General features: G+C 64.5%; 17 protein-coding genes. 14 read left to right on the top strand and 3 right to left on the bottom strand.

Annotated features, from left to right (window positions below):
- The first annotated feature begins 130 nt into the window (after positions 1-130).
- Positions 131-964 (top strand): aldo/keto reductase, encoded by an 834-nt coding sequence (locus AC1D11_RS13535; RefSeq protein ID WP_477647519.1) that lies wholly within the window; start codon positions 131-133, stop codon positions 962-964.
- Positions 965-977: 13 nt separating this feature from the next.
- Here AC1D11_RS13535 and AC1D11_RS13530 read toward each other — a convergent pair whose 3' ends face one another.
- On the bottom strand, positions 978-1,706 hold the full coding sequence (locus AC1D11_RS13530; protein WP_477647518.1) for a hypothetical protein: 729 nt from the start codon (positions 1,704-1,706) through the stop codon (positions 978-980).
- A 258-nt stretch (positions 1,707-1,964) separates the two neighbouring features.
- Between AC1D11_RS13530 and AC1D11_RS13525 the strand changes: the two genes are divergently transcribed.
- From AC1D11_RS13525 to AC1D11_RS13505, 5 genes are all read left to right on the top strand, one after another.
- Positions 1,965-2,927 (top strand): Bug family tripartite tricarboxylate transporter substrate binding protein, encoded by a 963-nt coding sequence (locus AC1D11_RS13525; RefSeq protein ID WP_477647517.1) that lies wholly within the window; start codon positions 1,965-1,967, stop codon positions 2,925-2,927.
- A 141-nt stretch (positions 2,928-3,068) separates the two neighbouring features.
- Entirely contained in the window at positions 3,069-3,818 is a 750-nt protein-coding gene (locus tag AC1D11_RS13520) for a GntR family transcriptional regulator (protein ID WP_477647516.1), read from the top strand.
- Between the two features lie 34 nt (positions 3,819-3,852).
- Positions 3,853-4,830 (top strand): tripartite tricarboxylate transporter substrate binding protein, encoded by a 978-nt coding sequence (locus AC1D11_RS13515; RefSeq protein ID WP_477647515.1) that lies wholly within the window; start codon positions 3,853-3,855, stop codon positions 4,828-4,830.
- A gap of 3 nt (positions 4,831-4,833) precedes the next feature.
- Entirely contained in the window at positions 4,834-5,670 is an 837-nt protein-coding gene (locus AC1D11_RS13510; RefSeq protein ID WP_477647514.1) for an amidohydrolase family protein, read from the top strand.
- A gap of 75 nt (positions 5,671-5,745) precedes the next feature.
- Positions 5,746-5,907, top strand: coding sequence for a hypothetical protein (locus AC1D11_RS13505; protein ID WP_007863796.1), 162 nt, complete (start codon positions 5,746-5,748; stop codon positions 5,905-5,907).
- A 130-nt stretch (positions 5,908-6,037) separates the two neighbouring features.
- On the opposite strand, the gene AC1D11_RS13500 is transcribed toward AC1D11_RS13505, so the two are convergent.
- Positions 6,038-7,066: a LacI family DNA-binding transcriptional regulator gene (locus AC1D11_RS13500; protein WP_477647513.1), complete on the bottom strand. Its 1,029-nt coding sequence runs from the start codon at positions 7,064-7,066 to the stop codon at positions 6,038-6,040.
- A 297-nt stretch (positions 7,067-7,363) separates the two neighbouring features.
- Between AC1D11_RS13500 and AC1D11_RS13495 the strand changes: the two genes are divergently transcribed.
- The 6 genes from AC1D11_RS13495 (at position 7,364) to AC1D11_RS13470 (ending at position 14,621) form a co-directional block, all read left to right on the top strand.
- Positions 7,364-7,612: a hypothetical protein gene (locus tag AC1D11_RS13495; protein ID WP_477647512.1), complete on the top strand. Its 249-nt coding sequence runs from the start codon at positions 7,364-7,366 to the stop codon at positions 7,610-7,612.
- 51 nt (positions 7,613-7,663) lie between these two features.
- Positions 7,664-8,953, top strand: a complete 1,290-nt coding sequence (locus tag AC1D11_RS13490; RefSeq protein ID WP_477647511.1) for an ABC transporter substrate-binding protein — start codon at positions 7,664-7,666, stop codon at positions 8,951-8,953.
- Between the two features lie 139 nt (positions 8,954-9,092).
- Positions 9,093-10,082, top strand: coding sequence for a carbohydrate ABC transporter permease (locus AC1D11_RS13485; protein ID WP_477647510.1), 990 nt, complete (start codon positions 9,093-9,095; stop codon positions 10,080-10,082).
- Positions 10,083-10,092: 10 nt separating this feature from the next.
- Positions 10,093-11,148, top strand: a complete 1,056-nt coding sequence (locus tag AC1D11_RS13480; RefSeq protein ID WP_477647509.1) for a carbohydrate ABC transporter permease — start codon at positions 10,093-10,095, stop codon at positions 11,146-11,148.
- Positions 11,149-11,162: 14 nt separating this feature from the next.
- Entirely contained in the window at positions 11,163-12,164 is a 1,002-nt protein-coding gene (locus tag AC1D11_RS13475) for an ABC transporter ATP-binding protein (protein WP_477647508.1), read from the top strand.
- 42 nt (positions 12,165-12,206) lie between these two features.
- Complete coding sequence (locus tag AC1D11_RS13470; protein ID WP_477647507.1) at positions 12,207-14,621, top strand: TIM-barrel domain-containing protein; 2,415 nt, start codon at positions 12,207-12,209, stop codon at positions 14,619-14,621.
- A gap of 557 nt (positions 14,622-15,178) precedes the next feature.
- Here the strand turns inward: AC1D11_RS13470 and AC1D11_RS13465 are convergent.
- Entirely contained in the window at positions 15,179-16,084 is a 906-nt protein-coding gene (locus tag AC1D11_RS13465; protein WP_477647506.1) for a LysR substrate-binding domain-containing protein, read from the bottom strand.
- A gap of 177 nt (positions 16,085-16,261) precedes the next feature.
- Here AC1D11_RS13465 and AC1D11_RS13460 point away from each other — a divergent pair, with 177 nt between their 5' ends.
- Positions 16,262-17,236, top strand: coding sequence for a Bug family tripartite tricarboxylate transporter substrate binding protein (locus AC1D11_RS13460; protein ID WP_477647505.1), 975 nt, complete (start codon positions 16,262-16,264; stop codon positions 17,234-17,236).
- Between the two features lie 109 nt (positions 17,237-17,345).
- On the top strand, positions 17,346-18,773 hold the full coding sequence (locus tag AC1D11_RS13455; protein ID WP_477647504.1) for an MmgE/PrpD family protein: 1,428 nt from the start codon (positions 17,346-17,348) through the stop codon (positions 18,771-18,773).
- The last annotated feature ends 128 nt before the right edge of the window (positions 18,774-18,901 follow it).

The following is an 18,901-nucleotide window of genomic DNA, read 5'->3' as shown; positions in this document are numbered from 1 at the left end:
GGTGCAGTGAAAGCTTCGCCATGCTACGTCGCGGGGCCGGCGGAACCATGAATTCTTCGGCTTCCATTGATTCCGTATCCGCATCACTGAAACGCGCCGTTGAGGACTTGGCAGCGATAAGATGGTTTGCATGAAAAGCGTATTGCTGCCTTGCGGCGAAACCATTCCTGCCTTGGGCATGGGCACCTGGAACATGGGCGATGTGCCGGCGCGGCGCGCCGGCGAACTGGCGACCTTGCGCCTTGGCCTGGACCTGGGCTGTACGCTGGTCGATACCGCGGAAATGTACGGCGAGGGGCTGGCCGAAGAGCTTGTTGGCGAGGCGCTGCAGGGAAGGCGTGATGAAGCTTTCATCGTCACCAAGGTGTATCCGCACAATGCCTCGAAGGCGGGCTCGGTGGCCGCCTGCGAGCGCAGCCTGCAGCGGCTGCGCACCGACCGCATTGATCTCTATTTGCTGCACTGGCGGGGTTCGGTTCCGCTGGCCGAAACCATGCAGGCTCTGATGGCGCTGCAAAAGGCCGGCAAGATCCGTCATTACGGCGTGAGCAACCTTGACCTCTCCGATATGCAGGAACTGTGGCGAGTGCCCGGCGGTCAGGGCGCGCAAACCAACCAGTTGCTGTACAACCTCACGCGCCGCGGCATTGAGTGGGATCTGCTGCCCTGGCTACGCGAACGCAAGGTGCCTGTGATGGCCTATTCGCCGATTGAGCAGGCGCGGCTGCTGCGCCATGCGGGCCTGACCCGCTTCGCCGCGCGTCACGGCATGCAACCCGCCCAGGCGGCGCTGGCCTGGGTGCTGGCGCAGGACGGCGTCATCGCCATTCCCAAAACGGGCCATCCGGAACGGCTGCGCGAGAACGCCGCGGCGGCGCAGATCCGGCTCAGCGATGAACAACTGGCTGAACTGGATGTGTTGTTCAAACCGCCTTCCCGCGCCACCTCGCTGGAGATGATCTAGACCTTTCCAGGGGTCAACGCGTCAGCCACATCCCTACTGCCAGCAAGGCCGCCTGGACGGCCATGGCGATGTAGAGCGGCTTGCGGGAAGGCGTAGCGGCATCATGCAGCGTCTGGCCAATACGCTGTGCGAGTAGCGTGCGCAACACGGGGTCAGGCGCACCTGGTGCTGGCGCAGGTGCGGCCTCGGCGGCGCGGGCCTGCTGCCATTGCGCCAGGACATCAGCCAGCGGCAGGCGGTTCACCACAAAATTGATCATGCCGCGCACGGCGCGTCCCTGGCCCAGCACGGGCGCCAATTGCTGACCAATGGCATCGGCCGACAGCATCTCTGACACCCGTTCGAGTGCACCCTTGGTTCGCGGCATGGCCTCGATACGACCGGCAATCGCATCCGTCAAGCGCTGGGACATGGCTTCTCCATGACCCGTCACGACTTGCTGTATGGCCCGGCTGCGGCCACGCGCCACGCCCAGCATCAGGTAAATCGGTACAAAGGCCAGCAGCAGCATGCTGACCAGCAAGGGCGGTGAAAACAGCAAGGCGAGGACGGCGCCGGCGCCGCCTGCGTGCGCTGCGGCAGGCATGCCAGGGCCGGACAGCCGGCTCAGGTAGAAGAAGAACACGCCACCGCCCAGCAGGAAAGCCAGCAAACCACCCATGGCGACAGAACCGGCAAACGCCACACCGGCTTTGGCACCGGTCCGCACCATCGATGGCGCAGCGGAAGAGTTTGATGACATGCAAGGCCCCCTTTATTTTGAAGGGCTGATCATAAGCGGCGCTCGCGGCGGCACAGGTGGTGCACGGCAGGCACTGCAGCTCATCCGCGCCATCGCCGATCGAGACGCCGGACCCCGCGGATCACGGTCCAGCCGCGCGGCACCGCCATGTTGTATAGACAGGCCGGCGAATAAAATCGAAGGTCAAACTGGCTGCGAGCGAGTGCGTCTTTTCCATTCGCCTTATGCTTGGCAAGCCCCATAAGGAGACCTTCCCCCATGCTTCGCAAGTTTTTGTCGTTCATCGCCCTCGCGCTCGTACTCTCTGCCGCGCAGGCCCAGACATACCCGGCCAAGCCGATACGCCTGATCGTTCCGTTCCCGCCTGGCGGCGGCACCGACATCCTGTCACGCCTGGTGGCCACCAAACTGACGGAGGCCAGCAAATGGACCGTGGTGCCCGACAACCGCGGCGGCGCCGGCGGCACCATCGGCATTGCCGAAGCCGTACGCGCAGCGCCCACGGGCTATGACATGGTCATGGGCCAGAAGGACAACCTGGTTGTTGCCCCCTGGCTCTACAAGAACCTCAGCTACGACCCGACCAAAGACCTGGTGGCAGTGGCCCACGTGGCCTACACGCCGGTCGTGATCGTCACGGGCGTGCAGTCGCGCTTCAAGACGCTGGCCGACGTGGTGGCGGCAGCCAAAACCGCGCCCGACTCCATCACCTACGGCTCGCCCGGCAACGGCACGACCATCCACCTGGCCGGCGAAATCTTCAACAGCGCCGCCAACATCAAGCTGCGCCACGTGCCTTACAAAGGCTCGAACCCGGCCATGATGGATGTACTGGCCGGCAATGTGGACCTCATGGTGTCATCACTGCCGTCGGCCATCGCCCAGATCAAGTCGGGCAAGCTGCGCCCGCTGGCCGTCACCTCGGCCCGTCGCAGCACCTCACTGCCCGAAGTGCCTACAGTGGCCGAATTGGGCTACAAGGACTTTGACGTCAGCACCTGGTATGGCCTCTTCATGCCGGCCGGCACCTCCAAGGACATCGTCGCCACCGTCAATGCCGAGGTCAACAAGCTGCTAGGCATGCCCGAGATGAAGGCCGCCATCCACGCCCAGGGCGCTGAGGTGCAGAACATGACGCCCGAGCAGTTTTCCGCGTTGCTCAAGAGCGATTACCTGAAGTGGAAGGGCATCGTGCAGGCTTCCGGCGCGACCATCGAGTAAGCCGGTTCACGCTTTTTCGCGCAAGGCGGCGCCCCGATGGGCGCCGCCTTTTTTTATGGGCCGCAGCGCTCCGTGTAAACCCTAAGAGGCAAAAGTCCGGGTACGTGACATGATCTAGTCATCTATAGGACTAGATCAATTATGGCCATTTCAGCAAACCCTTCGCTGACCTTGGTTCCCGCCGAACCGGGCCAAAGCCGTTATGCCGCCCTGGCCGCCGCCATGCGCGCGCGCGTGGTGGCGGGCGAGTGGCCGCCGGGCAGCGCCTTGCCGGCCGAGCAGACCCTGGCCGCCGAGCACGGCGTGGCCTTGGGCACGCTGCGCCGCGCGCTGGAACTCCTGGCCGACCAGGGATTGATCGAACGCATCCACGGCCGCGGCACCTTTGTGCGTGCCGGCATGACGGGCGGCACCATGATGCGGTTTTTCCGCTTTGGCGAAGGCACTGGCGAAGTGCCGGCCTCGCACATCATTTCGCGCCGGCTGCTGGTCGCACCCGCCGAGGTGGCGCGGCGTCTCGGCCTTGCACGCGGCGATATGGCGCTGCGGCTGCAACGCGTGCGCTCGCTCTCGGGCCAGCCCTGTGTTTATGAAGAAATCTGGCTGCCGCCGGCCCTGTTCGCCGGGCTCGCCGAGGGCGACGCTGGCGGCTGGGGCGACCTGCTCTACCCGATGTTTGCCGAGCGCTGCGGCGTGCACGTGGCCCGCGCGGTCGATGAAATCAGTTTCGGCGCGCTCACGGCGGCGCAGGCCGGCCACCTGGCCTTGTCGGCCGGCCATCCGTGCGCGCTGGTCACGCGCAGCGCCTACGACCTGGCCGGCCATTGCGTCGAAGTGCGCTACACGCGGGGCGATGCCCATGCCTTTCACTACACCGTCACCATCACCTGAACGCCCAGACCCCTCACCGAAACTGGAGAAAACCATGTCACACCCAAGCAACCGCCCTGCAAGCAAAGTGCAACCTTTGAACCGCTCGCGCCGCCTCGTGCTGCAGGCCGCGGGTGCGGCCGTCGTCGCACCCTGGACCTTTGCCGCCCATGCCGCGGGCGGCGGCGCCGACCTGATGGCGCGCCTGATCGCGCCACGCATGGCGGACTTCCTGGGCCAGCCCGTGCTGGTCGACAACAAGCCCGGCGCAGGCGGCCAGATCGCCGCGACGCAGGTGGCGCGCGCCGTGCCCGACGGCACGCAGTTGCTGGTCGATGCCTCGTCCTTCGCCGTCAATCCCGCGCTTTACCCCAAGCTGCCCTACGACACCGACACGGCTTTCGCGGCGCTGGCGGTGCTGGCGCAGTTCCCCAACGTGCTGGTGTGCGCGCCCGGTTTTGAGGCCAAAAGCGTCAAGGACCTGATACGCCTGGCCAAGGCCAAACCCGGGCAGATTGCCTATGCCTCTTCGGGCAACGGCTCGGCCCAGCACCTGGCTGGCGCGCTGTTTGAAGACCTGGCCGGCGTCAAGCTGGTGCACGTGCCTTACCGCGGCGGCGGCCCGGCCATGAACGACGTGATGGCTGGCCAGGTGCCGCTGTTCTTCGCCAACGTGGCCTCTTCGCTGGGGCAGATCCAGTCGGGCCGGCTGCGTCCGCTGGCGGTGACCAGCCGCCGCCGCACGCGCTCGCTGCCCGACATGCCGACCATGGAAGAAGCCGGCGTGCCGGCGTATGAAGTGCTCGAATGGAACCCGGTGCTGGCGCCCGCCGGTATAGACGCCAAATCCAAGGCCGCGCTGATCGCCGCCATCCGCAAGACCATGGGCGACCCCGAAGTACTGGGCCGCATCCGCAGCCTGAGCGGCGAGGCTTTTCCCGATGGCCCGGAAGCCCTGACCCAGGCTTTCCTCAAGGCCCAGCAGCTCAAATGGGGCCGCATCGTCAGGGACCGCAAGATCACCACGGGTTAAGCGGTGCAGAGTTCCACACCTGACCTGGTGGCGCCCGGCTGGGACAGTCACGTCCATGTATTCGATGCGCAGGCGCCGGTGGCCGGTGGCCACTACCGGCCCGTGCACCGGCCGCTGGCCGACATAGCGCAACTGGCCCAAAGCCATGGCTTCGGCCACCTGGTGCTGGTGCAGCCCAGCGTCTATGGCGCCGACAACACAGTGCTGCTGGATGCCTTGCGTGCCGGTGGCGGGCGCCACCGCGGTGTGGTGGTGCTGCCGCCTTCCATCGACGATGCGGCGCTGCAGGCCATGCATGCGCTCGGCGTGCGGGGTGTGCGCTTTAACCTGGTGTCTCCCGTCGGGGACAGCCTGAAGGCCGGGGAGGGTGAAGGTGCCCGGGACAGCTTCCAGGCCCTGGCGCCGCGCTTGCGTGCGCTGGGCTGGCATGTGCAGTGGTATGCGGCACCGCAAGACCTGCCCGTGATCGCGGCCATGCATGCGGCCAGCCCGGTACCGGCGGTGCTGGACCACCTCGCCGGCATGCACGCCGGCGTTCCTCCGGATCACCCGGCCTGGCTGGCGCTGGAGCAGCTCGCCGACCAGGGCGCCTGGGTCAAGCTCTCGGGCTGGTACCGCCTGGGGGCGCAGGCGCCGTATGAGACGCTAGACGAGACCATCCGCAAGGTCGCGGGGCTGTTCGGTCGGCGCCTGGTCTGGGGCTCCGACTGGCCGCACACCGCCTTTGCACCCGACGCGCTCCCCGCCTATGCCAGCACCTGGGAGCCCGTGGCGCGCACGCTGGCGGCGGCCCAAACACAGCGTGCCCGGGAGCAGGCGCCGGCCGCCTTGTACGCCTGATAAGCCCGGCGGGAGGCCTGCAGCCCGGAGTGGCTTAAAATCACGGGCTACGCCATTTTTAACCCGGAGTCTTCCATGCCCAAGAAAATCAGAGTCGAAGCCGACATCTGCGCCCCCAAGCCAGTCCCTCCCAAGGGCTACACGATCACGACCGGCCGCGGCCAGAAGATCAGCCTGGAGCGCGGTTCGCACACCCGCAGCAAAAAGAACCCAGGCAAGCGCCCTCACCAGGGTTGAGCCGGTCTGCTGATGCGGCCCCTTGAGGCTGCATCCATAAAAAAGCGCCCTGGGGGCGCTTTTTTTTATGCCGTTGGGATCACGCGTCTGAATGAACAGCATGGGCATGGCGGCTCAGGCCTGGCCTGTTTTAGCTCTCGAGCGCAGCCGCCATGCGGTGCGGCATGAGGCGTTCGCGTGGCGCTTCGCCGCCCCACAGGCTCAACATCAGGTCCACGATGACCGGTCCGAAATCCTGATGCGGAATTTCGACCGAGGTGAGCCACGGGGCGAGCCAGGCATTGATCGGGTTGCCGTCGATGCCGACCAGCTCGCAATCGCCGGGCACCCGGATCCCGCTCTCGCGGGCCACACGGTGCAGCCCATAGGCGACCTGGTCGCTGATGCACATGGCGCCACGCGGCCAGGCACCGGGCGTCGCGAACTGGGCCCCGGCGGCGTAGCCGATTTCCAGGTGCGAGATGCCCGGGGCCTCTACCCGACGGATCCGGTCGGCTGACAAGCCTCTGGCGCCGGCCCGCTCGCAGAAGCCCTGCACGCGTTCCCTGGTCGTGGACGATCCGCGCGACGGAAATACCACGGCCGGCGCGTCGATGCCGCGGTCGAGCAGGTAGTCTGCGGCGGCGCCGCCGGCCGCCAGGTTGTCCGGTCCCACGAAGGAACATGTGCCGAACGGGCTGCGCCGACTCACGAAGACCATCGGCGCACCGCGCTCCACGAAGTCGCGCAGGCCGGCACTGGGCTGGGCCGCGACCATCACGTAGCCCTGCACGACCTGCGAACGCATGGCGTTGAGATAGTCGTCCTGCAGCTCCGGCCGGTCGTGCGTGTCGCACAGGATCATCGTGTAGCCGGCCTCGCGCAGCGCGGCCTCGGTGGAGGCGGCTAGCGTAGCCATCACCGGGTTGTCGAGGTTGGCGGCCAGCATCGCGACCAGGCGGCTCTCACGGTTGCGTAGCGCGCGTCCCAGCTGGTTGGGGTGGTAGCCCACGGTCTTGATCGCCTCGCGTACGCGCGCCAGCGTTTCCGGCGAAGCCCGCCGGGTCTCGCCGTTCACGATGCGCGAGACGGTGGAGATTGAGACGCCGGCCTGCACAGCGACTTCGCTCAGCGAAACCGGGCCGACGCCCCTGCGCCTGCGCGGGGTGTCGTCGGTCATCGGTGCGGTCGGCAGGCCTGCCGGGTCTGGACGCCGCAGCGAATGACGGGTTGGCGCGAAGTCCGGACATGTGGATGGCCAGGCGGGAGTCCGGCGAGTGGAAAGCGAAGCATCGATGGGTCGTATTTTGGGAAAACAAGGGCCGAGGGCGGTGGCCCGATTAGTGCGGGCCAAGACAAAACATATAACCGAGAAAACCGCAGCTGACAAGTATGGCAAACGATTGCCAAACATTGGCAAACGTTTGCCATAATAGCCAAAACCGATAATGATCGCAAACCAACGGCACAGGACGACATGGTTTTCACCTCTAGCGGCGCGCACAGCGACGGCAAGCCTCTGCCGGTGCTCTTGCTCGACCCGTCTCCGCGCACCGGGGAAATGCTGCCCGGTGATGGAGCGGATGCCGCGCTGCGTTCCGTCGCGCGCGTTGAATCCCATTTCGGCTCGCGTGCCCAAGGCACCTACATCGACGCTGCACTGTGCGACTGGCGCGAGACGCCATCAGGTTTCGTCTTTGCGTCGGCCGCTGACGCGCACTCCTGAAGCCGACGACAGATCGGCCCCTCCCTTCCTTTTTTCCAGAAAGAGACAACCATGAACTTCCAGCTTCGTTTTCTCGCCAGGCGCGCCACGCGCGTCGGCCTTCTGGGCGCCGCCGTCGCCACGCTGGCTACCAGCGCCTTCGCCGACATCCGCGTCATGTGCTACCAGGACGGCAATGAGTGCGATGTCACGGCCGACCTCATCAAGCGTTATGAAGCCCAGAACGCCGGCGCCAAGGTGATCCTTGACGTGGTGCCGTACAAGACGGTGGTTGAGCAGTTGCCTGTCCAGCTCGCGGCCGGCCAGGGCCCCGACATCGCGCGTGTCGCCGAAATCGGCGGCCTGTCGAAGAACTACATCGACATCAGTGCCTATGTGAAGGACCGCAAGTACTGGGAAGACAACTTCGGCAGCACCTTGCCCTGGATGCGCAACAAGGCGGGCGACAAGGGCATCTACGGTTTCCTGTCGCAAATGACCATGACCGGCCCCTTCGTCAACAAGACCTTGTTTGAGCAGGCCAAGGTGCCGATGCCCGGCCCCAAGGCCACTTGGGAAGAGTGGGCCGATGCGGCGCGCAAGGTGGCCAAGGCTACGCAGACCCCGGCCGCCATGGCCTGGGACCGTTCGGGCCACCGCTTCGCCGGCCCAGCCGTCAGCTATGGCGCGAAGATTTTCGACGCCAAGGGAAATCTCACGGTGGATGCGGGCTACAAGACCGCCGTGGGCAAGTTCGTCGCCTGGCACAAGGACGGCACCATGCTCAAAGACGTCTGGGGCGGCTCGGGCGGCTCCAGCTATGCCGACGCGGTGGGCGAGTTCAAGAACGGCCGCGTGGTGATGATCCTGTCGGGCTCCTGGCAGATCAACCGCATGCAAAAGGAAATCGGCAATGCCTTCGACTGGGTCGCCGTGCCCAACCCCTGCGGTCCCGCCGCCTGCTCGGGCATGCCCGGCGGCGCGGCCTGGGTGGCGCTCAAAACCACCAAGTCCCCGAAGGAAGTGGGCCGCTTCCTGGACTTCATGGCGCAGGAGGCCAACGTCGCTGAATTCGCCTCACGCACCAACAATATCCCGGCCCATGCCGGCGTGGCCAAAAAAGGCGTGAGCTATCCGACTGCCGGCCCTGCGGCACAGGCCGCGCTGGGTGTGTTCAGCAGCGGCACCGCCACGATCGCGCCTCCGGCCTACGCGCTGCAAGGCTACAAATACAACCGCGCCTTGATGCTGCCGACCGTGACCCGGGTCACCCAGGCCATCGTGGGAGAAATCAGCGTGGACGAGGCCGTGACCAAAATCGGCACCGACATGGCCGAAGCGGTCAAGCAAGCCGAGAAGTAGGCACACCCCGTGGCGCGCACTGCTTGCGCGCCTCCGCCCTTGCAGGGGGCGACACCTGCGGCCTGGCGGAGCCAGTTCCGCGCTGTCACTGGCATAAGGCAATGCGTTAGCGGCGTCATGGGTACAGATCGGAGTCGGCATGTCAGTTTTCTCGGCCTTGTTGGGCTTCTTCTTTAATCTGTTCGAGCCGGTTTTCAGGCTCGGCCAAAAATGGCTGGGCGCTTCGCGCATAGGCTGGCTGTTCGTCGGGCCCAACCTGGTGGTGATCAGCCTCTTCACCTTTTTGCCGATCGTGGTGAACCTGGTGTACGCGGTCACGGGCGGGGTGAACCTGCTGCCCACGCAGCGGCCGTTCACGGGGCTGGAGAACTTCGCCATTCTGCTTGAATGCCGCGACTACACCGATCTGCAGACCTGCCGCACCGACATCTTCTGGCGTTCCATTGCCAACACGATGAAGTTCAGCCTGATCCAGGTGGCCTTGATGGTGTTCTTCTCGCTGGTGACGGCCCTGGTGCTGAACCGAAAAATCATAGGCCGCGGTTTCTGGCGCGGCGTGTTCTTCTACCCCGTGCTGCTGTCGCCGGTGGTGGTGGCGCTGATCTGGAAATGGCTGTTGCAAAGCCAGGGCGTGTTCAATGCCGCGCTGGTGTCCATGGGCGCTTCACCGATGGACTGGTTGCTGGACCGGCACTGGGCTTTTTTCTGGGTGGTGGTGGTGTCGATCTGGGCCCACATGGGCTTTTACACACTCATCTTGCTGGCCGGCCTGCAAGCCATTCCGAAAGACGTCTACGAAGCTGCCGAGATGGACGCCGCGCCGCCGTGGCGCGTGCTCAGGCGTATCACGCTGCCGCTGCTCATGCCCAACCTGATCGTGGTGCTGGTGCTGGTGATGATCCGCGCGGTGCAGAGCTTTGACGAGGTGTTTGTGCTCACCGGCGGCGGCCCGGGCTCGGCCACTACCTTCATCGTGCAGTACATCTACCAGACCGGTTTTGCTGAACAGATCCACCTGTATGGCCTGGCTGCCGCGGCCTCGCTGATCCTGGCCGCCGGCCTGATGGCCCTGACGCTCGCGCAGCTACGGCTGTCCAAAGCCGGCGAGGCCGGAAAAATCAAGAAGTAAGGAAAAAGCGATGGCCAATTTCTTTACCCGTACCCAGGGTCACAAGCACGGCGGCACCAGTTTGCATTGGACCGACTGGGTCTCCTACGCCTACCTGCTGGCCGGCCTCATCGTGATGTTCGGCCCGGTGCTGTGGCTCGTGATGTCGTCGTTCAAGACCGAAAGCGCACTCAGCCAGTTCCCGCCGACCTTTCTGCCCTACAGCCAGAAGGAGGCGGTGGTGGCCGGTTACGACAAGCCCTTGCCGCTGTTCCGAGCGAAGGACGAGCAGGGAAACATTCGCGAACTGGCCCAGGTGCGCCGCATCGGCCTGATCGCCACCATGGTCGACCCCGCCGCGCCGCAGACCGAACTGCGCGTCAACATCAACGACCGCAAACCGGTGAATGAACTCAAATTCGCCGGCGGTAACTACACCGAGCTGTTCGGCAAGTTCGCCTTCGGCACCTACTTGTGGAATAGCGTGTTCATCACCGTGGTGGCCACCATCCTCACGTTGTTGTTCAATTCGATGGCGGCCTTCGCGCTGTCCAAGTACCAGTTCACCGGGCAGAAGACGGTGTTCGTGCTGATCATCGCCACGCTGATGATCCCGCCCACCATCATCCTGGTGCCGGCCTTCCTGGTGATCTCGGAATTGAACCTCTTGAACAACCTCTGGGGCGTGATCCTGCCCGCTGTGGCCACACCCACCGGCGTGTTCCTGCTGCGCCAGTACATGCTGACCATTCCCGACGAGCTGCTGGAGGCTGCGCGCATGGACAACGCCAGTGAATGGCGCATCTACTGGAAGATCATCCTGCCCCTGGCTGCGCCGGCCATGGCAGTTCTGGCCATCTTCTCGTTCATGTGGCGCTGGAACGACTTTCTCTGGCCCTTGATCGTGCTGTCCAAGTCGGAGCACTTCACCTTGCAGCTCGCGCTCAACGCCTTCCAGGGCGAACTCAACACGCAGTGGCACTACCTGCTGGCGATGACCGTGATCACCCTGATTCCGATCACCCTGGTCTTTGCCTTTCTGCAGAAATACATCGCCACCGGCATCGCCAGCGCCGGCGTCAAATAAACCGAGGACTTTCCGTGGCCACTCTTGAACTTGCCAGTGTCGTCAAAACCTTCGACAGAGCCACCATCATCCATGGTGTGGACCTGACCGTTTCTGACGGTGAATTTGTGGTCTTCGTCGGCCCCTCGGGCTGCGGAAAATCCACCTTGCTGCGCATCATCTCGGGGCTGGAGCCCGCCAGCAGCGGCGACATCCGCATTGACGGACAGCGCGTCAACGATGTGAGCGCCGCGCATCGCGGTTGCTCCATGGTGTTCCAGTCATACGCGCTCTACCCGCATATGAGCGTCTACGACAACATGGCTTTCGGCCTGGAGAACCTGGGCGTGGCCAAAGCCGTGATCGAGAGCAAGGTCAATGCCGCCGCCACCCTGCTGCAGCTCACGCCCCTATTGCAGCGCAAACCCACGCAACTCTCCGGTGGCCAGCGCCAGCGCGTAGCCATAGGCCGCTCCATCGTGCGCGAACCCAAGCTGTTTCTGTTCGACGAGCCACTGTCCAACCTCGATGCCGAGCTGCGCGTTTCGATGCGCGCCGAGATCCGCGACCTGCATGCCCGGCTTGGCGCCACCATGATTTACGTGACACACGACCAGGTCGAGGCCATGACCATGGCCGACAAGATCGTGGTGCTGCGCGCCGGTCGCATCGAGCAGGTCGGCTCGCCGCTGGAGCTGTATAACCGGCCCTGCAACCAGTTCGTGGCCGGCTTCATCGGCAGCCCGCGCATGAACTTCGTGCCCGCGGCGCAGATGCCCGGCGCAAAACCCGGCGCCCAGACCGTGGGCATACGGCCCGAGCACGCGCAGCTATCGGACGACGGCCCGCTGCAGCTGGCGGTTTCCCAGGTCGAGCAGCTCGGCAGCACCAGCATCCTGCACGGCAAGGTGGTGCCCGACGCGCCTTTTGAACTGATCCTGAACGGCCAGACCACGATCAAGCGCGGCGATACCGTCAAGGTCAGCGCGCCCGCGGAGCAGCTGCATTATTTCGACGCGAGCGGCCTGCGCCTCTGAGTGCCGTGCCCGGCTGATCCCAATTCCTTTCGACTCCCCACCATGCGCCTGGACCATCCTCCCGTATTCGCCCTGCAATCCCGCAACGACAACCACCTTGTGCTGGCCAGCGCCAGCGGTGCCACTGCCCACATCTGGGTGCTCGAAGAAGACATCATTCGTGTGCTGGTGCTGCCGCAGGGCCGGCTGCAGATGCCGCGCAGCTGGACCGTGGCGCCGGGGCTTGAAAATTTGCCCGTGGAGGGCCGCGACCGTTTTGACGTGAGCGGCTTTTTGCTCCCCGTATTCGATCTCAGGGAAGAGGACGCACAACTGCAAATCACCACAAGCGCCGTGCGCCTGACCGTCGCGCTCGAAGGTTTCTTCTGCCGATGGGAAAGCCGGCACCACGGTGCTTGGCAAGCCACAGCCTCCGACCGCACCACGCAAAGCTACAACTTCGGCTGGTGGGATGAAAAGGTCTACCACTACCTGCAGCGTGATCGCGGCGAGGCCTACTTCGGCCTGGGTGAACGCGCCGGTGACGCCAACCGCGCTGGCCAGCGCTACCGCATGTGCAACCTCGACCCCATGGGTTACAGCGCGCGCAGCACTGACCCGTTGTACAAGCACATTCCGTTCTACATCACCCGAAAGGGTGGTGAAAAAGACGCCGGCCTGTGCTTCGGGTTGTTCTACGACACCTTGTCCGACTGCAGCTTCGACATGGGCCGCGAAATGGACAACTACCACGGCCACTATCGCTACTTCGTGGCCGACCACGGCGACCTGGACCTGTACTACATCGCCGGCACTGATCCGGCCGTCATCACGCGACGCTACACCTGGCTCACCGGCCGGCCCATCTTTCCGCCGCGTTACGCGCTGGGTTATTCGGGCTCGACCATGAGCTACACCGACGCACCAAATGCGCAGGAGCGCATGGGCGAGTTCCTCGAGCGCTGCGAAGAGCACGACATTCCCTGTGACTCGTTCCATCTGTCGTCGGGCTACACCTCCATTGGCCCGGGCCGCTATGTCTTCAACTGGAACCGCGAGAAGTTTCCCGACCCCGCGGCATTTGTGCAGAGTTACCTGGAGTGCGGCATACGCCTGGTGCCCAACATCAAGCCCGCGCTGCTGCGCGACCACCCGCGTTTTGAAGAAGCCCGCCAGGCTGGCCTTCTTGTCAATGACCCGGACGGCCAGCCCACCGCCATCCAGTTCTGGGATGGCACTGGCGCCTACCTTGACTTCACCAACCCCGCGACCATCGCGTGGTGGAAGCAGCAGGTCACAGAGCAACTGCTGCAATACGGCATCCCCGCCACCTGGAACGACAACAACGAATACGAAATCTGGAGCGACAAGGCGCTGGCCCACGGCTTTGGCGCGCCGCGTCCCGCGCGCGAAGCGCGCCCGCTGCAGACCTTGCTGATGATGCAGGCCTCGCATGCCGCGCAGACCGAGTTCGCGCCCGCGGAGCGGCCCTACCTGGTGTCGCGCTCAGGTGCCGCCGGCATGCAGCGTTATGTGCAGACCTGGTCGGGCGACAACTACACGGCCTGGGAAACACTGCGCTACAACATCCGCATGGGCCTGGGCCTGGCGATGTCGGGTGTGTCCAACACCGGGCACGACATCGGCGGTTTCTCCGGCCCCGCGCCGGGGCCTGAGTTGCTGCTGCGTTGGGTGCAGCACGGCATCTTCCTGCCGCGCTTCAGCATCCATTCCTGGAACGACGACAAGACCGTCAATGAACCCTGGATGTACCCCGAGGTCACGCCCCAGGTGCGCGAGTTGATTCGCCTGCGCTACCGCCTCATGCCTTACCTGTATGACCTGGTCTGGCGTTACCACAGCACCTATGAGCCCATCATCCGGCCGACGTATCACGACTTCCCGGAAGACGCGCGCTGCCTGGAAGAAAACGACGACATGCTGCTAGGCGCCAACCTGTTGGTAGCCGCGGTGGTCGAGCCCGGCCAGACCGAGCGCCGCGTGTGGCTGCCCGGCACCAGCGGTTGGTACGAAGTGCACACGGCGCGGCACCTGGATGCCGGGCAATGGGTGACGCTGGAGGCATCGCTGGACGGCCCGCCCCCGTTGCTGGCACGCGAAGGCTGCGCCGTACCGCTGAATCTGGGAGAGATCCATTTCGCAGCGGTCGAAGATCTGCGCGGCTTCCAGGTCTTTCCCCATCAGGGGGCGGGAAGTTTCGAAGCAAACTGTTTTGAAGACGACGGCCATAGCCAGGCCTGGCGCAGCGGTGCTTATGGGCAGTGGCGCCTGCGTGTTGAGTCCACAGCGCAAGGCCTGCACATCGCAGTGCTCCGTGAGGGCGCACGGCCGCCCGTGCAGGACAACCTGGTCTTGCTGTTGCCGGCGACGGAGCAACGCCCGCTTAGCTTTGACGGCGGGGCGCTGGTGCAGGATCAGCTCGAAGGCGCCTGGAGGCGGCTGACGCTGAAGCTCTGACCCTATGTGGGACCACTGTGGCCTGGGACGCTGCGATCCCGGCACAGCGGATCACTAGCCCTGGGGTAAAGCCGTGACGGCGAGACACGATGTCCGAAGTTCTGGCACGTCCTTTGCATGCTGCCCTGCAGTGACGATGATTCACGACGGAAGGCTTCAAATGTTGGTCCTGATCTTGCGACCCCTTGCATCTGTCGGCCTGGCGGCCGCTTTCACCACAACCGGCCTACACGCCTCAGACGTTGCCGCCGGCCGCCCGGTCAGTCCAGCCAGCCAAACGCAAACCCTGCGTGTGCCGGACCACAATGTCAAACCGGTCAACGCGGCCAAAACCAGGGCCGAGGCTAAGCGCACACTGGGCACGAACCCGGCGATGCCGCTTTGGGAGGGCCCCTGGGGTCCTCACCATTGAGACGGATTTCGACGGGATTTGTGACGTACCCCATTGCACTCTCCAGTGTCTCTGGTGTGATTGGCCTGGAGCAGCAGCTTCGCGCGTTGATCAGTCTCCTGGACCACGCCGCCTCTGCCTCATTCCGCTGGCCACTGCCGGAGCGTCAAGGGGCAGGCGGCGACTGGCTCGCCAACCACTGGCGCAGTGATTGGATTACGGGCGCCTTGGCGCGCTCGTTCGTCGTCACCAGAAAATAACTGCGCGGCGAAATAAAGGGCTTGTCATTCAGCTTGACCAGGCGCCCGGTCTGCAGCGCCGATGCGCTCACATAGTCCGGCGCCAATGCGACGCCCAGACCGGCCTCCGCTGCCGTCAATGCAAGCGACAGCAGACCGTAGTGGGCGCCCGGCATAGGGACTTCTACGGACGCGCCCAGCTGCCGCAGGTAGGCCGGCCATGAGTTGGGCACCATGCTCTGGTGCAGCAAGGGCAGCGCTGCCATTTGCGTGCCCGTCAGCGGCGCCGCCAGCCGGCTCAGCGTGGGCGCCGCAAGAGGAAAGGAGTGCAGGGGGTGTAGCAGGTCGGCCACGCAGCCGGGTTCCGGCCCTTCGCAGTAGACGATGGCAGCGTCCAGCCCCGAGTCGCGCATGCTGATGGGCCCGGTATGCGTGGCCACGTCCAGCTGGATTTGCCGGTGCGCGATGGCGAAGGCGCACAGCCGAGGCATGGCCCACAGCGTGCCAAAGGTGGTGGGTACAGACAGCCGCAGTATCTTGCCCGGCATGGAGCCCATGGACGCGGCAATGGTCGCTGACTCCAGCTCGTCCAGCAGGGTTCGCACCCGCCGCAGGTAACTGGCACCGTCAACCGTCAGCTCCATCCCGCTAGTTGTGCGCCGGCACAGTGCAACGCCGACAAAGCTCTCCAGGTCCGACAGCTGGCGGCTCACCGCGCTTTGCGTCAGGCCCAGTTCATCGGCTGCGGCAGTGATGCTCAGGCGCCGTGCAATCACCTCGAAGGTGTTGAGGTTGACGATGGAGGGCAGGTGGCGCTGCGTCGGATATTTCATGGCGGTTACGGCCATTATTGGCATGGCATCCGTTCGCCCGCAATGAAAAAGGCTATGCGGGCATGAAATAAATGCAAGGGGGTATGCGGTTATTCCGTTGGACAGGCCGGCGCGCATGCCTGATATTCAGGTCGCCCCAGAGGGTAGCCCATCAAGAACAGAACGTTGGAGTCACAGATGCTGAAATTTCAAACACGCCTTATGCTGCTGTTGGCGTCGGCCGCGCTGGCTGGCACCGCCCTGGCGGCGGATTGGCCCGCCACCCAGCCTATCAAACTGATCGTGCCCTCGGCCGCCGGCGGCACGCCCGACCAGACCAGCCGCAAGCTGGCCTACTACCTTCAGGACAAACTCAAACAAGCGGTGATCGTCGAGAACCGCCCCGGCGCGGCAGGCACCATCGCCATGCAGGCGGTGGCCACCGCCAAGCCCGACGGCTATACGCTGGGCTTCGGCAATATCGTGACCATGGCCATCAACCGCAGCCTGATTTCCAAGATGCCCTACAACCCCGATAAAGACCTGGCACCGGTGGCCGTGCTCTCGCAGGTGCCCAATGTGCTGGTGGTCCGCCATGGCCTGCCCATCGCCTCGGTGCGTGATTTGGTCATCTATGCCAAGAGCCACCCGGGCAATCTGACCATGGGTTCCGGCGGCAACGGCACCACCAGTCACCTCAGCGGCGAAATCCTCAAGGAAAAAGCCGGCATCAGCTTCAGCCACATTCCCTACCGCGGGGCCCCGCAGGCGCAGACCGACCTGATCGGCGGGCAGATCGACTTCATGTTTGACAACCTGCCGTCCATGGTGGGCGCGATCCAGTCGGGCAAGGTGCGTCCGCTCGCGGTTACCAGTAAACGTCGCTCGGCGCTGCTGCCCAACGTGCCGACCATGGAAGAGGCGGGCATTGCAGGCTTCGAGGTGGTGGCCTGGGGCGGCATTGTGGCACCGACGGGCACGCCTCGGCCCGTGATCCTGCGCCTGAACCGTGAGATCAACAACTGGCTGCAGGCACCTGCGACCAAAGCCGAATTCGCGCAAGTGGGGCAGGTCGCGCTTGGAGGAACGCCCGAGTTTTTCAAGACGCATATCGACAGCGAGGCGAAAAAATGGGGTGACGTGATCCGCAACGCCGGAGTAAAGCTTGACTGAATGTGTCTGGCCTTTCGCGTAGGTCTGCTGTTGCGTTTCGGCTATTCACTTCACACAAGGATGCGCTGACAGGCGCAACCACATATCAAAACAGACCCCAAGGACAAGCATGTTCAGTTCCCCCGTCCCCGCTACCCAGGTTCTCGCGCACTGGGCTGCCGCGGTTCCCAATCAATGGGGTGAATCCACCTTGCGCACGGCAGAGCACTCACTGGAGGACACCATCGCCGCCATGGTGGCAGGTGCTGGGGACCCGGTTTGCGCCTCGGTGCGGGCGGGATTGCGTGTCGCGGGATCGGTCCCGGTGGTGGGTAGCAACACCGGGACTTGTGCCGCCTTCAGTGCGCTGGCCAACGGCACGGCCGCCCATGCGAGGGAGCTGGATGAGATGTTTTTCGTCGCCGGTGGCCATTTTGGCTGCGCTGTGATCCCAGCCATCCTGGCGCAAGCCCACGAGATTGATGCCACGCTGGACGCCGTGCTGGATGCACTGATCGTCGGAAGCGAGGTGATGGCCCGCGTCGGGATGGCGATGGACCGGTCCCATGCCGAAAAAGGCTGGCATGGCACTCAAACCATTGGCGTAATTGCTGCCGCAGCCGCTTGCGCCAGGTTGCTTGGGCTGGACGCTGCCAGGATGACGCACGCTCTCAGCCTGGCCGTTTCCATGGCGGCCGGACCCAAGGTCCAGTTCGGCACCGACACGAAACCCGTACATGCCGGACTGGCGGCGCAAGGTGGTGTGCTGGCCGCATCGCTGGCGGCAGCGGGCGTCACCGGTAGCGATACAGCCCTGGAAGGCCCGCACGGGTTTGGCGCACTCTATGCTGGGGGCTTGGCGGCCGACTGGCGGTCCATGACTGCGGTCAACGATGGCCCGCTGGCGATCGACAGCCACGGCCTGGGATTCAAGCTGTATCCCAACTGTGCGTCCACACACCGCTGCCTGGACGCGTTACAAGCCCTGGCCACGGAACACCGATTCGGCATGGAGGACGTGGAGCGTGTCGAAACATTGGTCGGGCGCGTCAACCTGGTGAACCTCAAATACCCGGAGCCCCGGGATCCGCGCGAGGCCATGTTCTCCATGCCCTACGCGGTGGCAACGATGCTCCGTTATGGCACGGTCACGTTGGCTGACTTCACGCCGAAAGCGGTGCAAGACGACGTGACCCGACGCCTCATGCCACGCGTCGAAATGCGCCTGGATTCGACACGCGTAGAAACCGCAACGCAGCTGCTCCCCCACACCACAGTCGTAACCTTGAAGGACGGACGACGCCTGGAGCGTGTGGTTCACCACGCCAAAGGGTCATTCCTGAATCCGTTTTCGCCGTTGGAGCGGCAAATCAAATTCGAACAATGCACCACGGGCATTATTCCGGAAGAGCGCGTCGCACCGCTTCGCGACAACCTGGCTCGACCGCAAGGCGTCAAGGTTCGCCAACTGCTGGCACTGCTGCAGTTCGAAGCCCGGGTCGATGATGGCACGCGTTTCGGCCGTTCACGAGGAGGCGGGTCGGGCCCCCTTCCTTGATCCATGGAATCCAGCCCTGCTCAGGCAGGCCCAAACCCGGCGGTTCCCCCGCCCGGATCACAGTCGAAGCGGCGCTGGCAACGGAGAGTCCGCGTTTGGAAATGACCGTGTTGCAGCAGGTTGACCAC

The sequence above is a fragment of the Polaromonas sp. P1_E11 genome (assembly GCF_056405995.1).
Note: the sequence above shows the minus strand (reverse complement) of the source record. Positions and strands in the feature narration are given on the sequence as shown.